Source organism: Aminobacter sp. Y103A (assembly GCF_030294925.1).
GTDB classification, from domain to species: Bacteria; Pseudomonadota; Alphaproteobacteria; order Rhizobiales; family Rhizobiaceae; genus Aminobacter; species Aminobacter ciceronei.
On sequence record NZ_AP017990.1, the window covers coordinates 58,567 to 80,166 of the forward strand.

The 21,600-nt window shown below is 62.7% G+C and carries 22 protein-coding genes; 6 read left to right on the forward strand and 16 right to left on the reverse strand.

The features are described from left to right. Positions 1-138: 138 nt before the first annotated feature. Positions 139-1,062 (reverse strand): LysR family transcriptional regulator, encoded by a 924-nt coding sequence (locus Amn_RS32450; protein ID WP_286300004.1) that lies wholly within the window; start codon positions 1,060-1,062, stop codon positions 139-141. Between the two features lie 96 nt (positions 1,063-1,158). On the opposite strand from Amn_RS32450, the gene Amn_RS32455 reads away from it, so the two are divergent. Then, positions 1,159-2,400 (forward strand): Zn-dependent hydrolase, encoded by a 1,242-nt coding sequence (locus Amn_RS32455; protein WP_502874790.1) that lies wholly within the window; start codon positions 1,159-1,161, stop codon positions 2,398-2,400. Positions 2,401-2,525: 125 nt separating this feature from the next. Continuing rightward, on the forward strand, positions 2,526-2,750 hold the full coding sequence (locus tag Amn_RS32460; RefSeq protein WP_286300010.1) for a hypothetical protein: 225 nt from the start codon (positions 2,526-2,528) through the stop codon (positions 2,748-2,750). A gap of 606 nt (positions 2,751-3,356) precedes the next feature. On the opposite strand, the gene Amn_RS32465 is transcribed toward Amn_RS32460, so the two are convergent. The 3 genes from Amn_RS32465 to Amn_RS32475 are packed head-to-tail and all read right to left on the reverse strand — an operon-like array spanning position 3,357 to position 6,489. Beyond that, complete coding sequence (locus Amn_RS32465; RefSeq protein WP_286300012.1) at positions 3,357-4,436, reverse strand: ABC transporter substrate-binding protein; 1,080 nt, start codon at positions 4,434-4,436, stop codon at positions 3,357-3,359. Then, positions 4,433-5,770 (reverse strand): sensor histidine kinase, encoded by a 1,338-nt coding sequence (locus Amn_RS32470; RefSeq protein WP_286300013.1) that lies wholly within the window; start codon positions 5,768-5,770, stop codon positions 4,433-4,435. Before Amn_RS32470 ends, Amn_RS32465 begins: the two co-directional genes overlap by 4 nt. Positions 5,771-5,817: 47 nt before the next feature. Beyond that, the gene (locus tag Amn_RS32475) at positions 5,818-6,489 is read right to left on the reverse strand and encodes a response regulator transcription factor (protein WP_286300015.1); all 672 of its coding nucleotides are present in this window, start codon (positions 6,487-6,489) and stop codon (positions 5,818-5,820) included. A gap of 225 nt (positions 6,490-6,714) precedes the next feature. Here Amn_RS32475 and Amn_RS32480 point away from each other — a divergent pair, with 225 nt between their 5' ends. The 4 genes from Amn_RS32480 (at position 6,715) to Amn_RS32495 (ending at position 10,595) form a co-directional block, all read left to right on the forward strand. Beyond that, positions 6,715-7,689: a Bug family tripartite tricarboxylate transporter substrate binding protein gene (locus Amn_RS32480; protein WP_286300017.1), complete on the forward strand. Its 975-nt coding sequence runs from the start codon at positions 6,715-6,717 to the stop codon at positions 7,687-7,689. A gap of 85 nt (positions 7,690-7,774) precedes the next feature. Beyond that, on the forward strand, positions 7,775-8,230 hold the full coding sequence (locus Amn_RS32485; protein WP_286300019.1) for a tripartite tricarboxylate transporter TctB family protein: 456 nt from the start codon (positions 7,775-7,777) through the stop codon (positions 8,228-8,230). 30 nt (positions 8,231-8,260) lie between these two features. Beyond that, positions 8,261-9,790 carry a tripartite tricarboxylate transporter permease gene (locus Amn_RS32490; RefSeq protein ID WP_286300021.1) on the forward strand — a complete coding sequence of 510 codons (1,530 nt, stop codon included), beginning with the start codon at positions 8,261-8,263 and terminating at the stop codon, positions 9,788-9,790. A 511-nt stretch (positions 9,791-10,301) separates the two neighbouring features. Continuing rightward, positions 10,302-10,595, forward strand: coding sequence for a thioredoxin domain-containing protein (locus Amn_RS32495; RefSeq protein WP_502874789.1), 294 nt, complete (start codon positions 10,302-10,304; stop codon positions 10,593-10,595). A gap of 296 nt (positions 10,596-10,891) precedes the next feature. On the opposite strand, the gene trbI is transcribed toward Amn_RS32495, so the two are convergent. Genes trbI through traI form a run of 12 tightly spaced genes read right to left on the reverse strand, consistent with a single transcriptional unit; the run spans position 10,892 to position 21,225 of the window. Continuing rightward, a complete protein-coding gene (gene trbI, locus Amn_RS32500) occupies positions 10,892-12,208 on the reverse strand; it encodes an IncP-type conjugal transfer protein TrbI (protein WP_286300022.1) in 1,317 nt (438 codons plus the stop codon). Positions 12,209-12,219: 11 nt separating this feature from the next. Then, positions 12,220-12,693: a conjugal transfer protein TrbH gene (gene trbH / locus Amn_RS32505; protein WP_286300025.1), complete on the reverse strand. Its 474-nt coding sequence runs from the start codon at positions 12,691-12,693 to the stop codon at positions 12,220-12,222. Beyond that, positions 12,693-13,547 carry a P-type conjugative transfer protein TrbG gene (trbG, locus tag Amn_RS32510; RefSeq protein WP_286300028.1) on the reverse strand — a complete coding sequence of 285 codons (855 nt, stop codon included), beginning with the start codon at positions 13,545-13,547 and terminating at the stop codon, positions 12,693-12,695. Before trbG ends, trbH begins: the two co-directional genes overlap by 1 nt. A 17-nt stretch (positions 13,548-13,564) precedes the next feature. After that, complete coding sequence (locus Amn_RS32515; protein WP_286300032.1) at positions 13,565-14,242, reverse strand: conjugal transfer protein TrbF; 678 nt, start codon at positions 14,240-14,242, stop codon at positions 13,565-13,567. A gap of 17 nt (positions 14,243-14,259) precedes the next feature. Continuing rightward, positions 14,260-15,456, reverse strand: a complete 1,197-nt coding sequence (gene trbL, locus Amn_RS32520) for a P-type conjugative transfer protein TrbL (protein WP_286300035.1) — start codon at positions 15,454-15,456, stop codon at positions 14,260-14,262. Next, the gene (trbK, locus tag Amn_RS32525) at positions 15,450-15,680 is read right to left on the reverse strand and encodes an entry exclusion protein TrbK (RefSeq protein ID WP_286300041.1); all 231 of its coding nucleotides are present in this window, start codon (positions 15,678-15,680) and stop codon (positions 15,450-15,452) included. The genes trbL and trbK overlap by 7 nt, the downstream gene beginning before the upstream one ends. Continuing rightward, positions 15,677-16,486 carry a P-type conjugative transfer protein TrbJ gene (gene trbJ / locus Amn_RS32530; RefSeq protein ID WP_286300044.1) on the reverse strand — a complete coding sequence of 270 codons (810 nt, stop codon included), beginning with the start codon at positions 16,484-16,486 and terminating at the stop codon, positions 15,677-15,679. The genes trbK and trbJ overlap by 4 nt, the downstream gene beginning before the upstream one ends. After that, complete coding sequence (locus Amn_RS32535) at positions 16,458-18,926, reverse strand: conjugal transfer protein TrbE (protein WP_286300047.1); 2,469 nt, start codon at positions 18,924-18,926, stop codon at positions 16,458-16,460. Before Amn_RS32535 ends, trbJ begins: the two co-directional genes overlap by 29 nt. A gap of 9 nt (positions 18,927-18,935) precedes the next feature. Further along, positions 18,936-19,235 carry a conjugal transfer protein TrbD gene (locus Amn_RS32540; RefSeq protein ID WP_286300050.1) on the reverse strand — a complete coding sequence of 100 codons (300 nt, stop codon included), beginning with the start codon at positions 19,233-19,235 and terminating at the stop codon, positions 18,936-18,938. Beyond that, entirely contained in the window at positions 19,228-19,632 is a 405-nt protein-coding gene (gene trbC / locus Amn_RS32545) for a conjugal transfer pilin TrbC (RefSeq protein ID WP_286300052.1), read from the reverse strand. Before trbC ends, Amn_RS32540 begins: the two co-directional genes overlap by 8 nt. Then, complete coding sequence (gene trbB, locus Amn_RS32550; protein WP_286300054.1) at positions 19,622-20,593, reverse strand: P-type conjugative transfer ATPase TrbB; 972 nt, start codon at positions 20,591-20,593, stop codon at positions 19,622-19,624. The genes trbC and trbB overlap by 11 nt, the downstream gene beginning before the upstream one ends. Beyond that, the gene (traI, locus tag Amn_RS32555) at positions 20,590-21,225 is read right to left on the reverse strand and encodes an acyl-homoserine-lactone synthase (protein WP_286300060.1); all 636 of its coding nucleotides are present in this window, start codon (positions 21,223-21,225) and stop codon (positions 20,590-20,592) included. The genes trbB and traI overlap by 4 nt, the downstream gene beginning before the upstream one ends. Between the last annotated feature and the right edge of the window lie 375 nt (positions 21,226-21,600).

A 21,600-nucleotide genomic window follows, 5' to 3' on the forward strand; every position in this document is an offset into this window, starting at 1 on the left:
AGTGCAGCCCGACGACTTCCGCCTTCTGCGGTTTGCTTTTGCGTCGGACATTAAGCAGCCTCATTGTGCAGAGAACGCAAACATCAAAAATATCAATGTAACAATTTTAACTTAGAGAAACGTCTAACTTGGGTCGCGTTATCGTTTCACGCGCAACAGCTCGAAGAACTTTTTCTCGGCCGGCGTGCGCGGCACCGCCTTGCGACGGATGATCTCGTAGTAAGAGCAATAGGCATATTCCTGTGCCATCAGCGGCCGCATCCGGCCCGTGGAGACCCAGATATTGGCGTGATGCTCCGGGAGGAAAGCCAGATATCGTCCCGACAGGATCAGATGCGCCAGCCCCTCGATGTTCTGGGCGCGCGCCGAGTATCGGAACCCCCGCTCCTTGTCACGCAACTGCTCATCGGAGATATAACCGCGCTGTGCGTGATCAACACTGGAAATCATCTCCTCCGTCAACTCGCTGTCAGGGATCTTGAACAGCGGATGCGTGTCGCTGCAATAGAGGTTCATTTCCGATGTGAACGATGGCTCGTATTCAAGCTGCGCCAGTCGCCGTGCGAAAAAGCCGATCGCCATATGCGCCTGGCCGCTCAGCACCATATATTCGAGCTGATTGGGTGCTGCGACATGCATGGTAATGTCGACACTGTGCGCAATCTCTCGAAAGCTGCGGACAACATCAGCAAGTTGGAAGGTGGGATGAAAGATCGTGTTGTCAACGACCGCGATCTGCAGTTCGCCCACAAGACGCTCCTCCCCGAGAGCATGGCTGAGAAAGTCGTCGATGTGATTGAACAGCGCATTCGACGCGTCATAGACGCGCTGGCCATCCTCGGTCAGCGCGAAGCCTCCGCGTCCCCGCTGACACAGCGTTAGTCCGAGGCGGGTCTCAAGATCCTTTATCTGGATGCTGATCGTCGCCTGGCTGACGTTCAGATCGGCCTGGGCTAGCGCGAAGCCGCCGCAGCGGGCGACAGTGCGGAAGACGCTCAGCAATTTCAGGTCGGCATTGCTCAGGGATTTAAGCGGCATCGCGCCCTCCACTTTGATGCTCATCTAAGTAAAGTTTATCATATTGAGATTTTCAAGGGTTATTCGCTGCTTTATCCCTCATGCTGCGGCATGTGCGCTGCGACCGGATGATCTGAGGGAATTGCAATGACAAACACGCTTGAAGTCGACGGTTCGAGATTATGGGAGACCCTGATGGCTTCCGCCGAGATTGGCGCGACCTCAAAGGGTGGCCTGTGCCGAATGGCTTTGACCGATGCCGATCGCGATATGCGCGACCTCTTCGTCCGTTGGTGCACGGAGGCGGGACTGTCGATGACAGTCGACCAAGTTGGAAACATTTTCGCCCGACGGCAGGGCACCGACAAGACGGCAAAACCGGTGATGATTGGCAGCCATCTCGACACCCAGATTCGAGGCGGCCGGTTCGACGGTATCCTGGGTGTTCTCGCGGGTCTAGAAGTGATCCGCACGCTGAACGACCGGGCTATCGATACGATCAGGCCGATCGAAGTCGTCTGCTGGACGAACGAGGAAGGCGTGCGGTTTCAGCCTCCAATGATGGGCGCCGGCGCATTTGCCGGCATTCATGATATTGAATTTGTCTTGGCCCAACAGGCTGAAGACGGCGCAGTCTTCGGCGAGGAACTGAAACGCATCGGATATGCCGGCGAGACGCGACGTGATCCAGTCGACATCGATTCATATTTCGAATTGCATATCGAGCAGGGACCGATCCTCGATGAAGAGGGCTTGAGCGTCGGCATCGTCACGGGCGGCTTCACGTCATTCGGAACACAGGTGCGGTTCCACGGTGAGAATGCCCATTCCGGCCCGACGCCGATGCGCGCTCGGAAGGACGCCCTCGTCGGCCTGGCAACTCTTGTCAACCGTGTGAACGAGATCGGCTGGGAATTCGAACCGAAGGGCCGGGCGACCTGCACGCGAGTGGAAATATCCCCCAATCGCTACGGGATCATTGCCGATGAGGCTGAGGTCACAGTCGATGTGCGCCATCCCAATGCCGCGCAGTCCCAAGAGATGTTCGACGGCGTCAATGCCGCCATCTCAAGCTGCGCCCAGCGCGCCAATGTTCGGGCGGAGATTGTCAAGCAATGGTCGTTCGGCGATATCGCCTTCGACACGGCTCTGATTAATCTCGTTAGAAGCGTGGCCGCCGACCTGAATGTATCTCACAAGCATCTTTTGAGCGCCGCGGGGCATGATGCCTATCACCTCTCGAAAATTGCGCCGACGGCCATGATATTCACGCCCTGCCGGGATGGCATCAGCCACAACGAGGCAGAAGATGTCGAGCTCGATCGCACACTACCCGGTGTCAACGTATTGCTGAATGCCGTGCTGCGAAGAGCGAACCAATAGCATCTTTCGAACCGCTGATGTCGCAAGACCTCTCGCAGTGGCAGCGCATAGAGCTTTTGTGATGAACTCGAAGTCGATGACGTAGGAACTGATTTATCAAGCCTCGGCTGTCGGGGGACAAGGCCATGCTAGGCAGCCAAATCGCGACCGCTCCGGAATTCCTCCATCGGCGGCACGAGGCCGTGATTGCCATGACGCAAATCGGCCCGATGCCTCACCTCTGTGGCGAGGCTACGATCGATCTGATTAATTTCTTCGTGCAATTGGGCGATCTGGCTTTGGGCGAACTGGCTAAGGTGGAGTCGGCTCATTCTCTCTACCAGCTCGGTCAGACTTTTCGATTTGACTAGGGTGGAAAAGCGCTCGATATTCCCCAGTCATTTGCCAACAATGACACCATGTTCCGCTAGGTGTCCGCGCAAAGCGTTCACCATCTGCGTTTCGTTGGCCGACAAGAAGATCGCGAGTTCGGAATAGCATTGTCCGAGCTTGTTGATTTGATGTTTTCACAGCGACCATCCGCATGGTCGTCCGCATCGCAGCTTCTAAAACAGCCTCAGCATCGGTAGCATTGTTCTTCTGGCGCTTGACAAAAGCTCTTACATGAATCGGCGGGATCAGCCGAATGTCATAGTCGATCCCTGCCAATTGGCGCCCCCAAACAATGGGGCTGTACCGCAAGCCTCCATGGCAACTACGCAAGGGAGCACTGTTGCCATGAATTTTGGAAACTGAAGGCGTGAGAGCTTCTTACGAAAGAAAACCCGGCCATCCGCTGCTGCACAGTGAACCTGGAAAACCTGCCTTGCAGGCTCGACACCCACGATGCCAACTACCTCAATGGATCCCTCTTCCTTTGTTGCTGATGTAAGGCATCAACATCTTCGCACACTGCGGCGCCGGTGGTGGAGGGACAGCCCTTGAGTGGCAACCTACAAGATCGTCGACGTGGCTGTTCACGGCCCTTCCCCATCCATGACCGCGCTCCACTCTTCAGTGAAGCGCTTGTGTTGTGCCTGGTCCTGTGCGGCGAGCAGGGCGGGGCCGATGCGGATGGGGCGGCCGATGCCCGTATCGACCAGCGAGGCCGGCCCATCGACGCCGAGCGGCAGCGGGCCGCCGGCGCTGAAATAGAAGGACGCATCCCGCGCCTTGCGCTGGCCGCGCTCGGAGAGCAGGTAGTCAAGGAAGGCGCCGGCGGCCGCCTTCTGCCGTGACGTGGACGGAATGAGGGCGCCGCGGGACAGGATCAGCGTGTAGTCGCGCGGCAGGACGAGGCGCAGGTGCGGATCGCGCAGATGCGCGGCATAGGCATAGGAACCGAGCACGTTGTAGGCGATGGAGATGTTGCCGCGGCGCAGCTCGTTCAGCACCTCGTTGTTGCAGCAGCGCGTCACCGTCTCGGCGCGGCCGAAGCTTTCCAGCAGGCGGCCATAGGTGGTCGGCGCCACGCGGGAATCGTTGAAGGCGAGCAGGTAGCCGATGCCGGATGCGCGCACGTCATAGGTGCCGACCCGCCCACGGTAGGTCTCGTGCTTCTGGCGCAAGAGTTCGGCAAGGTCGTTATGGCTGCGCGGCACGTCTTCCGGCGGCACGCGGCGCTCGTCATAGACCATGACCGCCGGTTCGAAGCTGAATCCGTAGACCTCCTCGCGCCAGTTCGCCCAGTCGGGCACCCGCTCCGTGGTCGGGTGCGCGACGGCGCAGCCGTCGTTCGCCAGCCGCACCAGCTGGTCCACGGACGAGGAGAGCAGCAGGTCCGCCGTGGGCGTGCCGGAGGCGCAGGCCTCCGCCGCCTCGCGGAACAGCGTGTTGGTGAGGTAGTCGACATATTCCAGCGTCACGTCCGGCCGCACCTGCTGGAAATCCTCGAGCAGCGGCTGCATGGCCTCGATATCCGTCGCGCCGTGGATGACGAGACGCACCTTTTCCGTCTTCGCGGGAAACACCTGCCGGTCGCCCTCCACGGCCTTCGCCAGCGTCGGCAGGAGCAGGGACAGGGCCAGCAGGGCCACTCGCAGGGTCGGGTGCATCATGGCTTGGTTTCCGGGTGAAGGGGCAGGTCGATCACGGTGGTGAAACCGCGGCCGGCGGCCGGCTCGCGGAACGAGAGCGTGCCGCCGAGCAGGTTCGCCACCTCGGAGGCAATGGCGAAGCCGAGGCCGGAAACGTGGCGCTCCGCGCGCGTGGAGGCAAAGCGCCTTGTGACGTCCGGCCATCGCGCCGGGGGTATGCCGGGACCGTCGTCCTCGACCTCGAAAAGGCCCCGCGTGCCATCGACGACAATGCGGACATCGAGGCGGGCGACGGCGCCGTGGCGCAGCGCGTTGTCGATGACATTGACCATGGCTTCGCGCAGGCTCAGCGCATCGCCGAGCACCGTGACGGGCTGTTCCGGCGCCTCGAAGGCGACGACGATGTCCGGATCGAGGCTGATCGGCACCGCGCGCCTGAAGGCCCGGCGCGCCACGTCGCGCATGTCGACGGGCGCCAGCTTCTCGGAATCGAACCGGTGGATGACCATCGCATGGCCGAGCAGCTGGTTGGTGAGGTGGGACAGTTCCTCGACCCGCGCCCGCACGCGCCGGAGATGGTGGCGCCCCTCCTCCGACAGTCCCCTGTCATCGACGAGGCTGAGCTGGGAGAGCAGCGCGGTCAGCGGCGTGCGGATCTGATGGGCGCTGTCGCCGATGAAGCGCTGCAGGAGGCGCATGCGCTCGTCCAGCCGCCGCATGAAGTAGTTGATGGAGCCGACGAAGGGCGAGAGTTCACGCGGCACGTCCACGGCGAGCGGCGTCAGGTCCTGCGGCTCGCGGTCACGCAGGACGCGCGAGAGATCGACCACCGGCCGCAGCGACAGGCGCAGCGCCAGCGCGGCTGCGAAGAGCGTGGCGCAGGCCATGACGCCGACGAGGATCACCGCCCGTCCCGTCAGCTCCGAGGCGAGCGCCCGGCGCGCCTCCGTCGTCTGCGCGATGATGATGTAGACCCAGCCGTTCAGCGAGGGATCGGACACCGCTCGGGCGCCGATCGCCATGCGCACATCCGAATTTCCGTAGCGGGTCGAGACGAAGACGGGCGCCCGCCGGCTCTCGGACAACTCTATCGGAGATTGCAGATCCTCGTAACCGGTCAAGGTCTTCCCATCCGTTCCGACGACGCGATAAAAGATCCGGTCGCGGGTGGCGAGGCCGAGCAGCTCGAAGGCCGAGGACGGCATGTTGATCGCCAGCGCCCCCTCCTCCACCGACATGTTCTCGGCGATCTGGAAGGCCGCGCCCTGGAGAAGGCGGTCGAAAGCCTCGTCCGCCGCGGCCTTGGCATAGAACCAGGCGGCCGTGACGATGCCGGCCGCGCCGAGGAACAGCACCAACGCCACCCGCAGGAAGAGGCGAGAAAAGAGCGACGTTTCGGTTTTCATGACCCCGCCACCAGCTTGTATCCGAGGCCGCGAACGGTGACGATCTGGCTGGTCGCGCCTTCCAGCTTCTTGCGCAGCCTTGCAACGTAGAGTTCTATCGCATTCTGGTCCGGCGCCTCGTCGAAACCGAAGAGATGGTCGAGCAGTTCCTGCTTGCTGAAGACGCGGCCGGGGCGCGAGGCGAGGATTTCAAGCAGGCTCATCTCCCGGCGCTTGAGCTGGATTTCACGGTTGCCGATACGCACGTTGCGGTTCGTCCGGTCGAGCGCGACGTCACCGCAGGTGATGATGTTGGTCGGCTCGCCGCCGGAGCGCCGGCGCATGAGCACGCGGGCCCGGGCTTCCAGCTCGCGGAAATCGAACGGCTTGACGAGATAGTCGTCTGCGCCCAGGTCGAGCGCGCTCACCCGGTCGTCGATTTCCGAGCGGGCCGTCAGCACGAGCACCGGCACCGGGTTCTTCTGCAGGCGCAGCCGGCGCAGGATCTCGAAGCCGTCGAGGCCGGGCAGCATCACGTCGAGGATCACCAGGTCGTAGACCGTGAAATCCAGAATCTCGGAGGCCGCCAGCCCGTCGACCTGCCAGTCGACGCTGTGCCCGATTGTTTCGAAGCGGCGGGTGATCGCTTCGCCGACATCGTCGGTGTCTTCCACGAGGAGGATACGCATACGCGTGAGCGTGGCACGCCGCCAGGGCGCCGATCAAGCCGGCAGCGTGACAGCGTTGTGACAGGATGGCGGTCTAGGAAGGATCGTCAGCCGACGGGAGAGAGTGTGTCGGCTGCCCGGAGGAGTGCCTGGAACCGATGGACGACACGCCGCGACGACCGCGGGCGTGAACCCGTTCGGCTTCTCGCAATCTCCCCGGCCAACGACCAAAGGGAGACGCAGACCATGATCAGATTCACCTCGAAGCTCCTTGCCGGCGCCGCGTTCGCCAGCCTTGCCGCAATGGCCTCCGCCATGGCGGAACCGGCCAAGCCGGAATGCCTTGCCGGCGCCAAGCCGGGCGGCGGCTTCGACCTTACCTGCCGCCTTGCCGCCAACGCGCTGCTGGAGACCAAGCAGATCTCCACGCCCATGGCCGTGACCTACATGGAAGGCGGCGTCGGCGCCGTCGCCTACAACCACGTCGTCGGCAAGCGCGGCAAGGACGGCAACCTCATTTCCGCCGCCTCGACCGGTTCGGCCCTCCTGATCGCCCAGGGCAAGTTCGGCCAGCCGGACGAAAACGCCGTGCGCTGGCTCGGCGCGCTCGGCGCGGACTACGGCGTGATCGTCGTCGCCGCCGATTCCCCCTACAAGACGCTGAAGGAACTGGTGGAGGCCTACAAAGCGGACCCGTCCGGCTTCGCCGTCGCCGGCGGCGGCGCCGTCGGCTCGCAGGACTGGATGAAGGGCTCGCTGATCGCGAAAGCCGCCAGCCAGGATCCGAAGACCATGCGCTATGTCGCGCTCGAAGGCGGCGGCGCGGTGCTGACGGCGCTCGAAGGCGGACATGTGAAAGTCGGTTCGGGCGATGCGGCCGAAATGGTCAAGCACCATGTCGCCGGCAAGGTGCGCATCCTCGCCGTCATGGCGCCGGAGCGACTGACGGGCGACCTCGCCGAGGTGCCGACCGCCCGCGAGCAGGGCTTCGACATCGATTGGCCGGTCTGGCGCGGCTACTATGTCGGCAAGGACGTCTCCGACGCCGATTACGACTGGTGGGTGAAGGCCTTCGAGGCGATGGCCAAGACGCCGGAATTCGCCAAGGAACGCGATGCCCGCGGCCTCTTCGAATTCACCCTGATCGGCGCCGCCTTTGACGCCCGTGTGAAGCAGGACGTCGAGCGCTTCAAGGTCCTCGCCAAGGAAGCCGGCATGTGATGCGGCGCGGCCGTCCCCGTTCGCAATCCGCGGCGGGGACGGCCTGCCGGTCCAACGGCGTCCCACCAGCAAAGCGGAGAAACAGATGTCCCACATGGTCGAAAACCGGCGGGTTGGCCGCGCGGCCGCCCTCGTCCTCCTGGCCGTCGCCATCGCCTACGGGATCGGCGGTGCGACGATCGAATATGCCTTCTCGTCCGATCCGCTCGGCCCCCGCGCCTTCCCGGTCATGCTGGCCGTCGTGCTCGGCGGGCTGAGCCTGCTCTATCTCGTCTGGCCCGGCAGGGTGGAGGCGATCCCGACGGGACGGGCGCTGCTGCGCGTCCTCGCCATTCCGGCGATCCTCGTCGTTTCCATCGCGCTGTTCGAACCGCTCGGCTTCGCCGGCGCGACGTTCCTTCTCACCTTCGGTGCCGCCCTCGTCTTCGGCGCGCCGGTGAAACACGCCCTGATCGGCGCCGTGCTGCAGACGGCGCTCTGGTGGACCGTCTTCGCCTATCTGCTCCAGGTCTACTTGCCGGCCGGCGCCCTCTTCGGCTGATCGCCAGCCCCGACTTGAAAGGTCATCCCCATGAACCTCGACTATCTCTGGCAGGGCTTTGGCGTCGCGCTGACCTATCAGAACCTGCTGATCGGCTTTATCGGCTGTTTCATCGGCACCCTCGTCGGCGCACTGCCCGCCATCGGGCCGATCAACGGCATCGCGCTGCTGATGCCCATCGCCTACACGATGGGCCTGCCCGCCGAGAGCACGATGATCCTGCTCGCCGCCGTCTATTGCGGCGCCGAATATGGCGGGCGCATCTCCTCGATCCTGCTCAACGTGCCGGGCGATGCCGGCGCGGTGATGACCGCGATGGACGGCTATCCGATGGCCCGGCAGGGCCGCGCCGGCGAAGCGCTCGCGCTCTCCGGCATCGCCTCCTTCGTCGGCGGCATCCTCGGCGTCACCGGCCTGGCCTTCTTCGCGCCGGTTCTGTCCGGCCTTGCCATCGGCTTCGGCCCCGCGGAGTACTTCGTGCTGATGGTCTTCGCCTTCGCGACGCTCGGCTCGATGGTCGGCAGCCAGCCGGTGAAGACGCTGATCGGCTGCACGCTCGGCCTGATGCTGGCCACGGTCGGCCTGGACGCCACCTCCGGCGCCTACCGTTTCACCTTCAACGAACCGGAACTCGGCGACGGCATCGAATTCGTCGTGCTGGTCATCGGCCTCTTCTCGGTCTCCGAGGCGATGATCATCCTCGAGCAGCAGGGACAGGGCGTCACGGTGATCCGCGAGCTCGGCCGCATGACGGCGCGCATGAGCGATGTCGTCAAGAGCATGGGCGCGACCCTGCGCGGCTCGCTGATCGGCTTTGTCGTCGGCGTGCTGCCAGGGACCGGCGCCTCCGTTTCCAGCGCCGTCTCCTACACGACGGAAAAGCGGCTTTCCGACCGCGACGGCACCTTCGGCAAGGGCGACGTGCGGGGCCTTGCCTCTCCGGAAGCGGCCAACAATGCGACGGCGGCGGGTGCCTTCGTGCCCATGCTGACGCTCGGCGTGCCCGGCTCGGGAACGACCGCCGTCATGCTCGGCGCACTGATGCTCTACAACATCCAGCCGGGCCCGATGCTGCTCGTCGAGCGGCCGGAAGTGGTCGGTGGCCTCATCGCCTCGCTCTTCGTCGGCAACTTCATCCTGCTCGCCCTCAACCTGCCGCTGGTCAGCATCTTCGCCCGCGTGCTGACGGTGCCGAACTGGCTGCTGGTGCCCGGCATCCTCGTGCTCTCGGTCATCGGCGTCTACTCCACCCACGCCTCGGTCTTCTCGATCTTCCTGATGCTCGGCATCGGTTTCGCCGGCTGGATGCTGCGCAAGGCGGGCTTCGACATGGCGCCGATCATCCTCGGCTTCGTGCTCGGCAAGGTGATGGAGGTGAACCTGCGCAACGCGCTGGCGATCAGCGGCGGCGATCCGTCGATCCTCTTCCACAGCACGATCTCGATCATCCTGTGGATCATGGCACTCGCGGTCGCCGCGCTGCCGCTCGCCCTCTCGCGCCGGCAGAAGGCGCTGCTGCTCAAGCCGGCCGCTGGCAACGAGGGCCAGGCGGCGCCCTGAGCAACATGCCGCAAGGCCCCGTTCAACCGGACGGGGCCTTGCATTTCCGGAGTGCGGGCGATGCCTCAGCCATCTTCGGGGCTGTAGCGCGGCTTCCTGTAGATCGTGTCCGCTCGTTCGCGGATATCCGGCCCGTAGACCTCTCAATTCAGACCGCATTGGCAAAATCCGCGATGGCCACGGAGATGAGGTCCTCGCCGCAGCCGAACGTGTCCGTCACGGCCCGCGTCAGCGCCGCGGCCAGAGCCTGCTTCTGCTATTGCGTGCGTCCATCGAACATCTTCAATAGAACATGCGGCATGGCGGTCTGCCGGTCGAGGCGTCGTATACGCCTTCATCTCCTGAACCCAGGTTTAAATCGCCGGTCGGGTCGATCTCAAGCGAAGCCTGTCGGAATCGCGGACGATAAACGTCTTCAAGACGAAGAAACGCCGGAGGCTCCCATGACCATGACCGCCTTCGAAAGCTGCCGGACCGCGGGCGGGGCCTTGCGCGCGACATGCGCGTCCGCTTGGCGCTGAAAGAGGAGCGCTACGACGTGCGCATCGTCTCCTTCAAGGCGCTAACACCGCGCGCTCCAGCCCTTCGAGCAAATCCCATCTATGAGGACGGCGATTTCGCGCTCTTCGAATCAGGCGCCATCGTGCTGCATATCGCAGAGCGTCATGGCGGGCTGCTGCCGGACCGTGCCGACGGCGGCACGGCCGATCGCCTGGATGTTCGCGGGCCCAATGACCTGAGACCCATTGTTCCTCCAGTTTTTAACAGAAGCTCAATCATGGCGCCTCCGGCGAAGCTGAAATAATCGGGCAGGTTGAGGTGAATATTGGCGGGATCCCGACTTCGGCGTCCAGGAAGGCCGTGAATAGGTGGTGTCGCCTAGAAGCGTTACGGCAGGAGCGACATTGTAGATACCGAGCTGCGATGCACGCGACTCATGATCAGAATTCCCGACCACATTTAGATAAGGTCTACGTGCGAAATGAGCGCGCAAAGCTGTCCAAAGCAGACTATCAAAAGGCTTTGGGACGCGGTTTGACGGCTTCTTCGCGTTGAGCGGATGTGGCAGCCCAATTATACCTCAATCGCTGGATCTCAGATTTAGTCACGGTATGCACCCGGAAATACAATGTCCTGATCAACGAGAATGTTGAACTTATATCCCGGCCGAATTTCGAGGGTCGGCTGGACATTGAGGTTCCGGCTGATGGTTTGTTCCGCGACGCGGCCAAAGCTTTCCGCGAAATTTCGCCTTGCCGCATCCGATGCCGTGTCCTGCGTGGCAAGCGTCGAGCTTTCCGGCAAGGATGTGTCGATCCCCGTTCCAATCAGCGCGATCAGCGCCGCCGAACCAAATGTCCGCCAATAGTGGTTATTCTCCTTGTCGTGGAAACCGCCAAAGCCTTGTGCATCCGCTCCCGCCATGCCGCCAATCTGCAGCGTGGAGCCGTTCGGGAAAATGATATCCGTCCAGACGACGAGAAGGCGGCTCTGCCCGAACGATACCTTGCTGTCGTAGCGTCCGAAGAGCTTCGTACCCTGCGGAATGAGGAGGCGATGTCCTGTTGCACTGTCATAGACGTTCTGGCTGACATGCGCGGTGATGCGGCCGGGCAGGTCCGAATTGATGCCAGTGATCAACGTCGCCGGAATGACCGAACCGCGTTTCAGCTCAAAGGGTGACTGCTGCGGTACGACGCGGTTCGGCAGGTAGCCGACCTCCTTGAGATCGGCGTTAAAGAAGTGCTCTTTGGGACTCTGCCCGTTCGGATCGACATTCTGCCCGCCGAGACCGGCCCGCAACGCGGCGGCATAAAGATCAGAGTTGGCGCCAGCGGTTGTCGATGACACAGTGTTGGTCGTCGTTCTTGCAGCGGTGGTCTCGTCTGCCCTCGCCTCCAGCTTGCTGTGGTCGATGGCGATCGGTGCGTCATAGGCCGCGTCATTCGCCTGCACACGGGCCATCCGATGGCGATGCCGCTCGCGCAGATACTGTTCCTGCTGTTCGCGCTCGAGACGGGCACGCCAGACCGCTTCGTTTTCCAACTCCTGCCCGCGCTGCTGTTCCTGATTTTGTCCCGGCTGCGGCGTGAAGGGATTGTTCGCCTTTTCCTCGGCCTGTTTTCTCTCGACAGGTGTCGGCTGGAACGTCGTCTGCTGCTGCGGCTCGCCGATAATGCCGTCCGTCACCCCGCGCTTGATCTGGTCGGCGAAGGTCGATGCCGGATCACCCGCACTCGTTTCCGGGCCGGTGTCCTTGCCGAAATAGAGCCCGCGCGATGTGAGCCCATAGAAAATGACGGCAAGGAAGGCGATGACCAACACGATCACCGCGATGATTGGGAGGCGATTAATCCGCTTGATGCCGGATTCCGCTTCGTCATTCGCACCGCCACCAAGTTGCAAGGATTGTACCATGATGCTTGCCTTCAGCCACGTCGCATCAGCGAAAGCGCGCTTGCCGGCGCAGCACCGCTGGCAGTCACGGCATAAGCTCGACCCAGTTCGACGCTGTCAGTCGAAAGGCGAGCCAGCACTTGTCCGTCGAAGGGCACGATCACATAGGCGAGCGGGATGACCTTCGTTCCGTCGTCCGTCTTCTGGTCGGTAACGACGGCATAACCCCATCCCTTGAGTGCTGCTTCGAGCGCCTGGCCGAAAGGCGACACATCCGCCTTTAGCGCGACCGTCGCCTTGCCGGGTCCGATCTGTTCGGCAAGGCGGCTGACCATGTCGCCCGCAATGGCGCTTGCAGCCGGGCCGGAGATATCCGGCGGCGCGGCGCTAGCGACGAGACCGTCAGTCCCCAACGACTGGCATCCGGAAAGGAGGATGGTGAGGGCGAAGGCTGTGGCAATAGCGCGGATGGGGCGCAAGAGGAGATTGTCGGGAAAGGATCGCATCACCGCCCTCCCCTTCTGATCGTCACCTTTTCCTGTTTCCATCCGACGCCCGAGACCAGCACCGCGCGATCGATGTGATAATCGACCACCATCATGTCGTTCTTCATCCGGTAGTTGACGATCCGCTTCTGTCCGCCGGACGTCACGAACAGCACCGGCGCATCCTGGCCGGAGATCGAGCGCGGGAACTGGATGTAGGTCTTTTGCCCGTCCGAATAGACCCGTGTCGGCCGCCAGCCGGCTCTGCCTGACACCGAATAGGAGAAGTTCAGCTGCTCGGCCGGAACGCCGGCGCCGGGGATGATGCTCGCCTCGAGCCGGGCATTGATGTCGGCGAGCTTGGCCGACACATCTTCCGGATACTCGAAGCCGACGCGGGCCATATATTGCGTGGAATGCGACTTGAGCTGGATATGATAGGTCCGTCGCGACGTCGTCACTACCATCGAGGTGACGAGACCAGGCTCAGACGGCTTGACGATCAGGTGGATCGCCTGTCCGCCTGCCGCTCCTGAGGTGGCGGGTTCGACTTTCCACCGCACCGTGTCGCCAACCAGCACGTCGCGAACCACCTCACCACCCTGGAGCTCGATGTCGCAAACCTGAAGCGGCGAGCAGACGACCGAGGGCTGAACCTCGCCATAGAGAAAGATCACCTTCCCGTCCGCTCCCTTGGTGACCAGGCCTCGCGATCCGCGCCACTGGGTGGAAATCCCCATACCCTTCGCCTCGGTGGCGGTCATGCCATCGGCCGCAAAGACTTCGAGAGGCGCAAGGGCGGAGAGCGCCAGCGCCGCTGATATGATGGCGCCCGCAGTCAGCATGGCCGAATAGTTCACAAGTCGGATATTCATGTTTGGGGCCATGCCTTTCAAAGCTGCGCTGTCCAGTCGAAGTCGCGAAGATAAAGACCGATGGGGTTAAGGCGTATGACACCCTCGTCCTGCGGCGGCGTGAGGGTTACGGTGGCGATGCCGCGGAAACGGCGGGTGGCCGTCTCCTTCCCGCGGCGATCGCGCTCGAACTCGGTCCAGTCGACCTGATAGGACTGGTTCGACAGCGCGACGATGTTGTTGACCTCGACCGCAACCGTGGCGGTCTTCGCCTTCTCGAAGGGCGAATTGGAACGGAACCATGCGTTGACCTTCTCGGTCGCAGGATCCGAGGTCCTGAGCAGGCCGTAAGTCCGGTCGATATATTGCTTCTGCACGACCGCATCCGGCGTCACCGACCGGAAATTCGAGACGAAGCTGCCGAGCGTGGCGCGCACCACACGCGGGTCGGCATATTCGATCTGCTGCGGGAAGCCGGCATTGGAGGCCGTGCCGAGCTTGTCGACCTCGACGATATAGGGAACGAGCTTCACCTGCGTGCTTTGATAAAGCGCGTAGCCGAAGCCGATCACCGCTATGACCATGCCGGTGACACCGACGATGCGCCATGCCGCGGCCGCCTTGACATAGGAGCCATAACGCTCGTTCCACTCGTTGCGCGCCGCCAGATAGGGATTGGCGATATGGGGATTATTCGGCGGATTGCGTCCGGCCATGGTTGATCAGCCTCCGGCTACTCGTTTTCGCTGATGGGTGGGGGCGGAGGTGGCGGCGTGGGCCGGCCCGATTGCCGCGTCTGCTCGAGCTTGGCGTTGGCTAGGCCGAGCAAGGATCCGGCGTGGGCGCCGGGTGAGGCAATGGCCTTCTCTTTCGCGGCAGAACCGGCCGCCCATCCGGCGCTTCCAATACCGGACGCCATACCGCGGAGCGCTGCGCCCGCCATCGACGATCCCCCTGCCTTGGCCGAGCTAGCGGTCTGAGCCCCTTTTCTTGCGGCGCTCGCACCGAGGAAAGCGCCGCCCGCTGCGAATGTCGCGGCCTGGCCGCCGTGGCGGATCGCTTCCATGCCTCCGGCGATCGAAGCGCCCTGGACCACGCCCTGCAGGATCGGCGGCACATACATGGCGATGACGAAGACCACAACCGATATGCCGGCGATGGCAAGCGTGGTGATGAACTGCTCGGACGTGGCCGTCGGCGCCTCGGCTAGCCCCAGTAGGATGTCGGATCCGATCTTGGCGACCATCACCAGAGCCATCAGCTTCATGCCGACGGAGAAAGCATAGACCAGATATTTGACCGCGAAATCCTTGGTGAAGGACGAGCCGCCGAGACCGAGCATGATCATGCCGGCGAGCAGGCCGACATACATCTCGACCATGACGGCGACGAAAATCGCGGCGACCAAAGAGAAGGAGACGACGACCACGACCATGGCGAAGACCGCGGCGATCGCCAGCGCGTTGTCTTCCCATAAGCCGAACTTCGCCTGTTCCGACATCTTGGTCGCGATCCGGATGCCCGCGTCGAAGATGTTTGCGGGTGATGCCGAGCCGCCGCCGGCGCCGATCTGATAGAGACTATCGACAACGGCCTTGGCGAAGGACGGTCCCTGGTGAAGGATGAAGGCAAAGAGGCCGATGAACATGATCCGCCGGACGAGCTCGGCGAACCAGCTGTCGAGCGAGGCGGCGTTGATCGCCAGCCATACGGCGGCGATCCCGACCTCGATCCCGGCAAGGATCCAGAACAGCGAACGCGCCGCGTTCATCACCGTTGTCTCCCAGCCTTTCGCGGCCGTGACGACGGAGTTTTCGAGCGTCGTCAGGACCGAACCCTGTTGGGCAAGCGCCGGCGTCGCCGCCAACAGGATGAGGCCGATCGAAATGAACACGAGCTCCAGCTTCCTGGAGGGACGAACGATCACCATCGCGGCTTCATCTCCTGGCCGCCACGGACGTTGCGGTCCGGATCGCCACTGAAGAATTTTTCCCGGTGGTCTAGGCGTTCAGTATCTGAAGCGGGTTGTGTAGCGGCCGCGCCTGATCCGGACACGGGCGCCGGACGCGGCTGGACCACGATCCAGGTGACGACGCCGGCACTGAGCGCGGCGATCCCCGCCAATGCGAGGATGATGACCAGACGCGGGCTCACCAGCGGGGCTCCATCGTCTGACCGCTGCGGATGTCACGTTCGGTTGCGCTGAAGAACTGTTCGCGACGGGCCTGCGCGAGATCCTTTTGCGCCTGTTCGGACTGGAACCACGTGCCCATTATGGTCATCTGTTGGGAGACGAGACCCCGCAGCTTCTGCATCTGCGCAACCTGCTGCGCCGCTATCTGATGCCCGACCTGAAGCGCCTTCATTTGCCCGTCAGCCGATTCCGACATCGAGCGCAGCGACGACATGGTGCTTTCCTCGCTCGAGAACTGGTCGGCCGTCAGGTTCGCCGCCTTCAGTGTTCCGGCGATCGTGTCGCGGTTGGTGTCCGACCAGTTCTGATAGGTCGTGGAAAAGCTTGCCCCGTCCGGCAGATTGCTCTTCATCTCGGAAAAACTCTGGAAGCGCTGCTTCAGCACGTCGTCGATATTGCCCATCGAGAAGGCGACGCCTTGCCCCTGTGCGACGATGTTCTGCAAGCTCTTCAGGTCGCTTTCGACCTGCCCCCAGATATGATTGGGCAGCTGCGCGGTGTTCTGCAGGAGATTGTTGTAGATGTTGAGCTGGTTCTGGATTTGCTCGGCAAGCTGGGAGATCTGGGTAATCTGGTTGTTCACCTGCTCCGCGGACTTGCCGACCAGCGAAACGAGTTCGGCATTGTTGGCGAGCTGCGTCCACTCGGTCGCCTGCCCGGTGACACCTCCGGCATAAGCAGGAAGCGGTAGAGCGGCGGAAAGCATGGCGGCCGCGATGACGGTGGCGCGCGCCACCTTACTGGGCCGGGAAGAGTGTTTCTGCATGGGCGATCCCCCTTTGCTGAAGCCAGTGGAGAGGCCAGCCGGCCCCGTGTTCGGAATGCAGGGCGCGAATGCGCTTCAAATCTTCCTTGCCGGACGCACCGACAAAGGAGAGCGCAACGGGACCGAGTGCCATGTCGAAGAGCCTGCGGCCGTCGGGCGAGACAACGTAGTATTCGCGCTTCGGAAGCGCCGTAGCGACGATCTCGATCTGCCGCTCGTTGAAGCCGATGCGCTCATAGAACTCGCGTGTGCCCGGCTCCCGCGCGGCCCCGTTGGGCAGGCAGATTTTTGTCGGGCAGGATTCCTTCAGCACGTCGATGATGCCGGAGCGTTCGGCGTCCGAAATCGACTGGGTGGCGAGCACAACGGCACAATTGGCCTTGCGCAACACCTTCAGCCATTCGCGGATCTTGTCGCGAAACACCGGGTGGCCGAGCATCAGCCAGGCCTCGTCGAGAATGATCAGGCTGGGTGTGCCGGTCAGGCGCTTTTCGATGCGACGGAAGAGGTAGGTGAGGACGGGTACGAGATTGCGCTCGCCCATGTTCATCAGTTCCTCGATCTCGAAGCACTGAAAGGCGCTGAGTGCCAGACCGTCCTCCTCGGCATCGAGCAGTTGCCCCATTGTTCCGTCGACGGTGTAGTGGTGCAGCGCGTCCTTGATCTCGCGCATCTGCACGCCCGACACGAAGTCCGAGAGCGAGCGGCCACGCGATTCCGCCATCAGCCCGATCTGCCGGGAGATGGCGTTGCGATAGTCCGGGGTAATGGTCACACCCTGCAGCGCCACAAGGGTCTCGATCCACTCCGACGCCCAGGCGCGGTCGCCATCGGTCGAAAGCTCGGCAAGCGGGCAGAAAGCCAGCGCCTTAACCTCGCCTTCTGCCGAAGGACCGATATCGCCGCCGATCTGGTAGTGATTGCCATTGAGTCCGAGCGTCAGCGGCAGCATCGAGCCACCCTTGTCGAAGGCGAAGACCTGGGCTTGGCTGTAGCGCCGGAACTGCGCGGCGACCAGTGCCAGCAGGGTCGACTTACCCGAACCTGTCGGCCCGAAGATCAGCGTGTGCCCGACATCGTCGACGTGCAGGTTGAGCCGGAACGGCGTCGAGCCGCTGGCAACCTGCATCAGCGGCGGTGAGCCAGGCGGATAGAACGGGCAAGGCGCCGTCGGGCTCCCCGACCAGACGCTATTGAGAGGGATAAGATCGGCGAGATTACGCGTATTGATCAGCGGTTCGCGAATATTGGCATAGGAAACGCCCGGCAGGCTGCCGAGAAAGGCATCGGTCGCATTCAGCGTCTCGATCCGTGCGCCGAAACCTTCCGCCTGGATCAGCCGGCGAACAGCCTCGCACTTCTCTTGGCAGCGAGCCTGCTGCTCATCGAAAATCACGATGACAGGCGTATAGTAGCCATAGGCAACGAGTTGGGACGACGCTTCGGCGATCGCGTCCTCGGTCTCGGCAACCATCATCATGGCGTCCTGATCGACTGAGCGGCTTTGTGTCTGAAAGAGCTGATCGAAGAAGGGCCTGACTTTCTGCTGCCATTTCTTGCGGGTACGCTCGAGCTTCGCCCTCGCCTCTTCGGCATCGAAGAAGATGAAACGCGAGGACCAGCGATAGGTGAGCGGCATGAGGTCGAGGCTGTTCAGGATACCCGGCGAGCTCTCGGCCGGCAGGCCGTCGATCGCCACGACACCGAGAAAACGATTCTCCACCAGCGGCGTCAGGCCATGCTGCAACTCGGCCGTCACCAGCCAGTCGAGATACATGGGAATGTCAGGCAGGCGCACCGGATGGTTCTCGCCGGTGATGCAGAAGCGAATGAACTGGAAGAGCTCGTCATAACGGGCAACCCGAAAGCCACCACGCTCCGACGTCTCCCGTGTCATCATCCGGCGGATCGACACAACGTTCGCGAGATATTGCTCGACCTCGCGGATCGAGGTGAGGAAAGTTTCCAGCGCTTTGTCGGCATAGCTAGCGGAGCGGCTGGCAGTATCCGAATAGACATAGCGCGTGAGGCCGGAGCGCCGCGGCTCCGGCGGCCGCCATGTCAGGATCAGTGCGTGCCGGCTCTCGAAATGCCCTCTCTCCTTCTGGAAATGCGCTCGCCGTTCGGCATCGATCGCCCGCGTGACCGGATCGGGGAAGTGACAATCATCCTCGGCCGGATAATCGCCTGTCGGTACCCGGATAGCCTCGACCTGTATCATCCAGCCGGAGCCCAGCCGCGACAGGATCGCGTTGATCTGCCGCGAGACTTCGTTGCGCTCGGCGTCGGTTGAGCTCTCGCTGTCCGGCCCCGCGAAATACCAGCCGGCCATCAGCGAGCCGTCCTTGAGCAGGATCACACCATTGTCGACCAGGCCGGCATAGGGCACCAGATCGGCAAAGGACGGCTCGGAATGGCGAAAGGTCTTGAGGGCTACCATCGAAAACCCTCAAAACCTGCGCCACGGTGAGGACGTGGCGCGGTAGAATGTCTTGTAGGAGATGTGGCGGATATAGACCCGGCGCATCAGGGGATCGGCTTTCGCCATCATGCGCAGCGCCGCCACCGCGACCAGCCAGATGCCAACGCCGAACAGCGCTGCATACCAGGTCAGCACCACGAAGATCAGGATGACGGCGGCGAGGGCCGTGAGCAGCACGAGCTCGCGATCGGCGCCCATCAGCAGATTCGGACGCGACAGCGCCCTGTGCACACGCGAGCGGGAAAGGCTGGAGCCGGCCTCAGCCATGGGCCCCCTCCCCTTCCGTGCGAAGCATTGCCGTCGGCTCGGTGATGTGAGGCGCCGATTGCGCCTCGGCCTCGCCGATACTGGCGCCGGTCGCGCCGAAGAGGGCGACGATCTGTGTGGCACCCAGCAGAACACCGCCGACAAGGGCGACGTAGCAAAGCCTTCTCGCGAAATCATTGAGCTCGCCGCCGAAGATGAGCATGGCGCCGGCGATTGCCACAGCTGCCAAAGCGATGAAACCGGCAACAGGCCCGGTGATGGACTGCTGGAGCTGCTGTAACGGCGATTCCCATGGGAGGCCGCCGCCACCCGAGGAAGCCAATGCCGGCTCTGCCAAGGCGAGAGAGATAGCGGCAAGGCCCAAGCAGGCGAGCGTGATCTTTGTCTTATGCGACATGGCTGTCCTCATCGATCTGGGCGTAATGTTCGGTTCGGTAGCGTGCGTTATTGAACCCCTCGACATGGATCACCTCGCGGACCCTCCTGCCCTTGCTCGTGCGTTCGATGGAAACGACGAGATCGACCGCCTCGCCGATCACTTCCTGCATGGGCTGCTGGGTGGCTTCAGCCGTCAGTTGCTCCAGCCGGCGCAATGCCGACATCGCCGTGTTGGAGTGGATGGTGGTGACGCCGCCCGGATGGCCGGTGTTCCATGCCTTGAGCAGTGTCAGTGCGGCGCCGTCGCGGACCTCGCCGACGATGATGCGGTCAGGTCTGAGACGCATCGTGCTCTTCAGGAGCCGAGCCATATCGGCCGTGTCGGTGGTATGCAGGCACACAGCGTTTTCCGCCGCACACTGAATCTCTGCTGTGTCTTCCAGAATGACCATGCGATCCTCCGGCGCCGTCGCGACGATCTCGGCGATGACGGCATTTGCAAGCGTCGTCTTGCCGGATCCGGTTCCACCGGAAATGACGATGTTCATGCGCGACGCGATCGCGCTTCGCAGCACTGAGGCCTGTGCCTCCGTCATCACCTTCGCTTTGACATAGTCATCGAGCGGGATCAGCCGCGACGCCCGTCTCCGGATCGTGAAGGCAGGCGCCGATACCACCGGCGGAAGCAGGCCCTCGAACCGATGTCCGCCGATCGGAAGTTCACCGGAAATGATCGGTTGCTCATCGTCCGCTTCCGACTGCAGCGCATGGGCGACGCTGCCGATGACGACTTCGGCGGTGGCGGCGCTCATCGCGCCAGCCGGGGCAACGCCGTGCCCCAGCCGTTCGATGAACAGCCTTCCATCGGGATTGAGCATGATCTCTACCACCGTTGCATCGTCGAGTGCGACGCAGAGCTGGTCGCCGAGCGCGTCCTGGAGTTTGCGGACGAGACGGGGATGGGAACGGAGCTGGGTCACGCCGCGCTCCTCAAAGGACCAGCGCCATTGCGCTCGATGGTCGAGCGGTAACCTTGCGGGCACACCTGTTCGAAGCTGGCGCGATCGGCCGGCAGGCTGCCCGCGACGGCGACGGTGTTGCCGATCGCGAGCGGGTCGCCAAGCCGCCTCAGTGGCCATCCCGCGCGCTTCAGGATGCGCTCGAAGCGGAGATCGGTGGCTGTGACGATCTCAGCGTAGCCGTTGGTCATTGACCATTCGATGATGCCGGCGAACATGGCGAGCGTCGCCTGATGAATGCTCCCTCCCCTCCCCGCGGCTTGCGACGTGTCCACGCAGAAACGTGAACTCTCGACCACCGCTGCATGGGCATCGAGCGAGCCGCGCTCCAGTAGTTGCGGGAATGTCCGTTCCAGCATCGTCGGGCCGGATGCGGGCAGCAGCCGTGCGCAGGCGACGACCTTCTGGTCGGCCGAGATCGCAAGGATGTAGGTCGGACGGAGATCGTCGTACTGATCCCGCTCCACCTGTTCGGTAACGGTGATATCCCACTCCAGGCGGCCGCCAAACACCGCGGCCCGAAGACGGTGCATTTGTTCCAGGTAGTTGCGGTTACTTGCGTAGTGGTCGGCCGAGACGCTCAAAATCTGCATTGTGATCTCCGCATGAACTGGTCAGGCGGAGGAAAATCATCTCGTGCTGCGTGTGGCTATGTGCAGATTTGCACCCGGCGATTCTACCGAATCGGCGCTATAGCTGCGGAAAGCCGGCCGAAAGCCGGGTTCTATAATGTTGATAAGAGGTGCAGATGTGCATTTCCTCCGACCCGGCGCAAACTACGGGAGTCAGGCTAACTATAAGATAATGATCCATTAATCCGAGTTTGGTTTGGATTGGGCGAAAGCGCATTAACCTATTGTTAACCTTAAATGTCTTGCAGCGTTGCCGGAATCGGCTGATAGTTGCGCAAATGATGGCCGCGCGGCCATTTTTTCGAAAGTGTTGCTACCTAGGAAATAGTTTGCGAA

Coding starts and splice junctions, on each gene's coding strand:
- Amn_RS32450 (WP_286300004.1), bottom strand. CDS start 1,062: ATGAGCATCAAAGTGGAGGGCGCGATGCCGCTTAAATCCCTGAGCAAT.
- Amn_RS32460 (WP_286300010.1), top strand. CDS start 2,526: ATGCTAGGCAGCCAAATCGCGACCGCTCCGGAATTCCTCCATCGGCGG.
- Amn_RS32465 (WP_286300012.1), bottom strand. CDS start 4,436: ATGATGCACCCGACCCTGCGAGTGGCCCTGCTGGCCCTGTCCCTGCTC.
- Amn_RS32475 (WP_286300015.1), bottom strand. CDS start 6,489: ATGCGTATCCTCCTCGTGGAAGACACCGACGATGTCGGCGAAGCGATC.
- Amn_RS32480 (WP_286300017.1), top strand. CDS start 6,715: ATGATCAGATTCACCTCGAAGCTCCTTGCCGGCGCCGCGTTCGCCAGC.
- Amn_RS32485 (WP_286300019.1), top strand. CDS start 7,775: ATGTCCCACATGGTCGAAAACCGGCGGGTTGGCCGCGCGGCCGCCCTC.
- Amn_RS32490 (WP_286300021.1), top strand. CDS start 8,261: ATGAACCTCGACTATCTCTGGCAGGGCTTTGGCGTCGCGCTGACCTAT.
- trbI (WP_286300022.1), bottom strand. CDS start 12,208: ATGGTACAATCCTTGCAACTTGGTGGCGGTGCGAATGACGAAGCGGAA.
- trbH (WP_286300025.1), bottom strand. CDS start 12,693: ATGCGATCCTTTCCCGACAATCTCCTCTTGCGCCCCATCCGCGCTATT.
- trbG (WP_286300028.1), bottom strand. CDS start 13,547: ATGAATATCCGACTTGTGAACTATTCGGCCATGCTGACTGCGGGCGCC.
- Amn_RS32515 (WP_286300032.1), bottom strand. CDS start 14,242: ATGGCCGGACGCAATCCGCCGAATAATCCCCATATCGCCAATCCCTAT.
- trbL (WP_286300035.1), bottom strand. CDS start 15,456: ATGGTGATCGTTCGTCCCTCCAGGAAGCTGGAGCTCGTGTTCATTTCG.
- trbJ (WP_286300044.1), bottom strand. CDS start 16,486: ATGCAGAAACACTCTTCCCGGCCCAGTAAGGTGGCGCGCGCCACCGTC.
- Amn_RS32535 (WP_286300047.1), bottom strand. CDS start 18,926: ATGGTAGCCCTCAAGACCTTTCGCCATTCCGAGCCGTCCTTTGCCGAT.
- Amn_RS32540 (WP_286300050.1), bottom strand. CDS start 19,235: ATGGCTGAGGCCGGCTCCAGCCTTTCCCGCTCGCGTGTGCACAGGGCG.
- trbC (WP_286300052.1), bottom strand. CDS start 19,632: ATGTCGCATAAGACAAAGATCACGCTCGCCTGCTTGGGCCTTGCCGCT.
- traI (WP_286300060.1), bottom strand. CDS start 21,225: ATGCAGATTTTGAGCGTCTCGGCCGACCACTACGCAAGTAACCGCAAC.